3 protein-coding genes are annotated in these 5380 nt (G+C 57.9%); 2 read left to right on the plus strand and 1 reads right to left on the minus strand.

The window, feature by feature from the left end:
• Positions 1-1043 (plus strand): DNA methyltransferase (locus BZF61_RS15390; RefSeq protein WP_281251537.1); only part of this gene is annotated, 1043 nt, incomplete at its 5' end.
• Between the two features lie 9 nt (positions 1044-1052).
• Entirely contained in the window at positions 1053-4145 is a 3093-nt protein-coding gene (locus tag BZF61_RS15395) for a type III restriction-modification system endonuclease (protein WP_086620180.1), read from the plus strand.
• Between the two features lie 174 nt (positions 4146-4319).
• Here the strand turns inward: BZF61_RS15395 and BZF61_RS15400 are convergent.
• Positions 4320-5380, minus strand: a protein-coding gene (locus tag BZF61_RS15400; protein WP_143737066.1) for an IS3 family transposase whose coding sequence is annotated in 2 segments (ribosomal slippage) — positions 4320-5239 and positions 5239-5380 — 1062 coding nt annotated over the 2 segments. Because the reading frame shifts where the segments join, the coding sequence is not laid out codon by codon here. This gene is flagged as partial in the annotation.

Raw genomic sequence — 5380 nt, forward strand, 5'->3', positions numbered from 1 at the left:
ATGTAGATGACCGTGGTGTCTTTCACGATGGCGACGTCGCGAACACTAAGTTTGGAGGATACGAGTACGAAGTACTACATCCGGTAACTGGACGACCTTGCAAGGTTCCGGACAAAGGATTCCGGTTCCCGAAAAATACCATGGAACAAATGATCTCCCAAGACGACATTCTTTTTGGTGCAGATGAAACAACACTGATTAAGCCTAAAAAGCGTCTGGAGACAGTTAAAGAAGCTCTCAGATCAATCATTTATGAAGACGGTAGATCTTCAACGAAGGTCGTTGAGAATCTTCTTGCGCGAGATGTTTTCAAGAATCCAAAGTCCCATACAATCATCGGTCAGCTTGTAGAGTTTGCAACAGATGAAAATGATCTGATCCTCGATTTTTTTGCTGGCAGCGGGACTACTGCTCACGCAGTGATGGATGTAAATGCGCGAACTGGAAGCAATCGCTCCTTTTTGGTGGTTCAACTTGATGAACCGATAAGAGAGGATGATAAAGATGCCGCACAGAGCCTAAAATTCGTCAGAGCGAACGGCCTTAAAGACAATATCGCGGAGTTGGCGAAAGAGCGCATCCGTCGCGCCGGCAAAAAGATCCTCGAAGGCGAATGCCACCCCGATTGGAACCGCGATGTAGGCTTCCGTGTACTCAAGGTGGATACGTCAAACATGAAGGACGTCTATTATCGTCCCGATGAGCTAAAACAGTCTGACCTGCTCGATATGGTCGACAATGTGAAGGAAGACCGCACGTCCGAAGACCTGCTTTTTCAGGTACTGGTCGACTGGGGCGTGGACCTGACGCTGCCGATCCGCCGCGAGACGGCCCAAGGCAAGACCGTATTCTTCGTCGATGACAACGCCCTTGTCGCCTGTTTTGATCGCGGTGTGACCGAGGAACTGGTGAAGGAGTTGGCGAAGCGCGAGCCTTTGCGCGTGGTCTTCCGCGACAACGGCTTTGTCTCGGATGCGGTGAAGATCAACGTCGAACAGATCTTCCGCCAGCTCTCGCCCACCACCGACGTCAAGTCGATCTGAGGGCGCGCCATGAAGTTCAAGTTCAAGGTCCAGCCCTATCAGACCAATGCCGTCAACGACGTGGTCGACTGCTTCGCTGGCCAGCCCATGACCTCTGGCCTGACCTACCGCATCGACCCCGGCCGCGCGGCGCAGGCCAGCGCCTTTGAGGAAGGGTTCAGGAATGCCGACCTCGCCCTGACAGACGCGCAGATTCTGGAGAACATCAAGAAGGTCCAGCGGCGCCAGAACCTGCCCGTCTCGCAGTCGCTGACGGATTTCACCACCTTCAACGCCCGGGGCGAGCGTGTGCCCGTCGCGGCCAGCTACAAGCGCGACGCGCTGGCTGCGAGCCGCGTGCACCTCGATGTCGAGATGGAGACCGGCACGGGCAAGACCTATTGCTACATCAAGACCATCTTCGAGATGAACAAGCGCTATGGCTGGTCGAAGTTCATCATCATGGTGCCGTCAATCGCCATTCGCGAAGGGGTCTATAAATCGCTGCAGATCACGGCCGAGCACTTCACCGAGAGCTACGGCAAGAAGGCGCGGTTCTTCATCTACAACTCCAAACGCCTGCACGAGCTGGAGAGCTTTTCGTCCGACGCCGGCATCAACGTGATGGTGATCAACATCCAGGCGTTTGCCGCACGCGGTGCAGACAACCGCCGCATCTATGAAGAGTTGGACGACTTCCAGTCGCGCAAACCCATCGATGTGATTGCCTCGAACCGACCGATCCTTATCCTGGACGAGCCGCAGAAGATGGAAGGTGCGGCAACGATGGAAGCGTTGCCGAAGTTCAAGCCGCTGATGATCTTGCGCTATTCAGCCACGCATAAAACCCAGCACAACCGCATTCACCGGCTGGATGCACTGGACGCTTACAACCAGAAGCTGGTGAAGAAGATCGCCGTGCGCGGCATCCAGACCCGCGGGCTGGCCGGCACCAACGCCTATCTGTACCTGGAAGGTATCGACATCTCGAAGAAGGCCCCCGTGGCGCGGATCGAGATGGAGGTAAAGCTGAAGTCGGGCGAGATCAAGCGTCAGCTGCGGCGGCTCGAGTTCCGCGATGACCTGTTCGTGGAGTCGGGTGAGCTGGACCAGTATCGCGGCTTCACGATCAGCCAGATCGACGCCGTCAACGACACTGTCGAGTTCACCAATGGCGTCGTGTTGAGGGCTGGTGAGGCGAATGGCGACGTCTCCGAGCGCGATATCCGTCGCATCCAGATCCGCGAGACGATCAAGGCGCATCTAGATAAGGAGAAACAGCTGTTCGCACAGGGCATCAAGGTCCTGTCGCTGTTCTTCATCGACGAGGTGGTGAAGTACCGGGACTACGACCAGGCCGATGAGAAAGGTGAATATGCCCGGGTCTTCGAGGAAGAATACGAGTTGCTGAAGGCCGAGTACCTGTCGGAGCTTGCCATCGATAACGAGGCGTATCGGAAGTACCTTGCCGGCATAGACTCGGCCAAGACCCACAATGGCTATTTCGCGATCGACAAGAAGACGAACCGCCTCAAGGATCCTGCCGTGGGCGCCCGCGCGGTCGATTCCGACGACGTGGAAGCCTACGACCTGATCCTGAAGGACAAGGAACGTTTGCTTTCCTTCGCCGAACCCACCCGGTTCATTTTCTCGCACTCAGCACTGCGCGAGGGGTGGGACAACCCGAACGTCTTTGTCATGTGCATGCTGAAGCACAGCGACAACACCATTTCGCGCCGTCAGGAGGTCGGTCGAGGTTTACGGCTTTGTGTCGACCAGCACGGCGACCGCATGGATCATCCAGCCGTAGTGCACGAAATCAACGTGCTGACCGTGGTCGCCAGCGAGAGCTACAGGGACTTTGTAACGGGTCTTCAAAGGGAAATTGTGGAGACCCTCTCTTCGCGTCCCCGTCAGGCAACTGAAGCCTATTTTACGGGCAAGACGATCACCACCGAGCAAGGCCCAGTCGAGGTGACCGGCTCGATGGCGAAGCAAATCTACCGCTATCTGGTGAAAAACGACTACACCGACGATGCGGATCAGATTGCAGGCACCTACCACGAGGCCAAGGCGGCGGGAAAACTGGCCGACTTGCCCGATGAGCTGAAACCCTATGCGGATCAGGTGTTCCAGCTGATCGACAGCGTATTTAGCGACGCCCAGCTGCCCAAGGTGGGCGATGGCCGCAAGCCCAAAACCAATCCGCTCAATGCCAACTTCGATAAGAAGGAGTTTCAGGACCTGTGGGCGCGGATCAATCGCAAGGCGGTGTACCGTGTCGAGTTCGATTCTTCGGAACTCGCCAGGAAATGCGTCAGTGCGCTGAACAGCCAGCTGCGGGTTACGCCGCTGCAATACACAATTCGGGAAGGCAAACAGAACGACGGCCTGACCGACGACCAGCTCCGCACCGGCGATGGCTTCACGGTTACCGCCACGACTACCGAACAAGGAGGCTCCATCCATTCGCTGGTGAAATATGACCTTGTCGGAAAGATCGCCGAAAGTGCGCAGCTGACGCGAGATACGGCCGCAACCATCCTTGGCCAGACCGAGCCTGCGGTATTCGGGCAATTCAAGATGAACCCTGAGCACTTCATCTCTGAGGCCTCGCGTATCATCGCCGAGCAGAAGGCTGCGATGGTCATCGAGCGCTTGGCCTACGACGAAGTCGAAGAGCGTTACGACGTCGACATTTTCACTGCCAACCAGACCGGCCAGGACTTCTCACGCGCCTCGGCGAAGCTCAAAAACCATGTCTATGACTACGCAATCACGGACTCGGATGTCGAAAGAGAATTCGTCAAAGAGCTGGACACGAGCAACGAGGTCGTCGTGTACGCCAAGCTGCCGCGCGGCTTCCTGATTCCGACACCGGTTGGGGATTACAACCCCGACTGGGCCATATCGTTCAAAGCGGGCAGCGTCCGGCACATCTATTTCGTGGCTGAGACCAAAGGCACGATGTCTTCGATGAAGCTGCGGGAGATCGAGAAAACGAAGATCGAGTGCGCCCGGAAATTCTTCGACGAGATCAACCAGCGGATCACCGAGGACCGCGTCAAGTACGATGTGGTCACGGATTATGGAAAGCTGATGGAGATCGTTGGCGTAAATTGAGCCCAGAGATCTGGCGACGAACATATCGCCGCCAGATCCACGTTCAGCCGATCCGTGCCTTCGCCGTCTTGCGAAACACCACGCTGCCGATACCGGTTAGCGCGAGTACGACTGTAAGGACGTCCGCCTGGGTCAGCCCCTCTGATGTGACCCCCAGCTTTCCCCCAGCTGGGATTAGAGCCGGGCGGTTGTTTTGCGCATCAGCGCGGTTGAAGCAATGGGCTGCGTAGCGGAGCCCGTAGGGCGTAGCGAAGCAGTCCATTGCTTATTCAGTTCGGCGGCGAACGCCGCCGGTGTTGCGTAGCCAAGGGACGAGTGCGGTCTCTCGCGGTTGTAGTCCTCGACCCAGGCAGCGATCTCGACCCGGGCATGGGCAAGGCTCATGAACAGGGTCTCGTTCAGCAGCTCGTCGCGCATGCGGCCGTTGAAGCTCTCGACGTAGCCATTCTGCATCGGCTTGCCCGGAGCGATGTAATGCCACTCCATGCCGATCTCGCCGCACCATGCGAGCACGGCATTGCTGGTAAGCTCGGTGCCATTGTCGCTGACGATCATGCCCGGCTTGCCGCGCTGGGCGATCAGCTGGGTCAGCTCGCGCACGACACGGTGCCCGGAGATCGAGGTGTCCGGCACCGCTGCCAGGCACTCTCTGGTCACATCATCGACAACGTTGAGCACGCGGAACCGCCTGCCAGAAGCTATCTGGTCATGAACAAAGTCCAGGCTCCAGCGCTGGTTCGGCAGCGCCAGCACCGGAGCAGGTGCTCTGGTGCCGACAGCACGCTTGCGGCTGCGTCGTCGCCTCACCGCCAGACCTTCCTCCTTGTAAAGCCGCTGGGTCTTCTTCCGGTTGATCGTCACGCCCTCCCGACGCAGCAGGATATGTAAACGGCGATAGCCGAACCGGCGGCGCTGGTTGGCCAGCCCACGCAGCTTCTCGCGCAGATCGGCATCATCGTCCCGTGTGGAACGGTAGCGCACGCTCTTGCGATCAGCATCGATGACACGGCACGCCCGCCGCTCGCTCATCCCATGACACGCCTGGAGATGAGCGACCGCTTCCCGCTTAGCGGCGGGCGTCACCACTTTTTTGAGAGCAAATCCTTCAGCGCCACGTTGTCCAGCATCGTGTCGGCCAGCAGCCGCTTGAGCTTCGCGTTCTCGCTCTCAAGTTCCCGCAGCCGCCGGGCCTCGGATACCTCCAGCCCGCCATACTTGGCCTTCCAGTTGTAGAT

This window comes from Erythrobacter tepidarius, assembly GCF_002155695.1.
Lineage (GTDB): Bacteria > Pseudomonadota > Alphaproteobacteria > Sphingomonadales > Sphingomonadaceae > Erythrobacter > Erythrobacter tepidarius.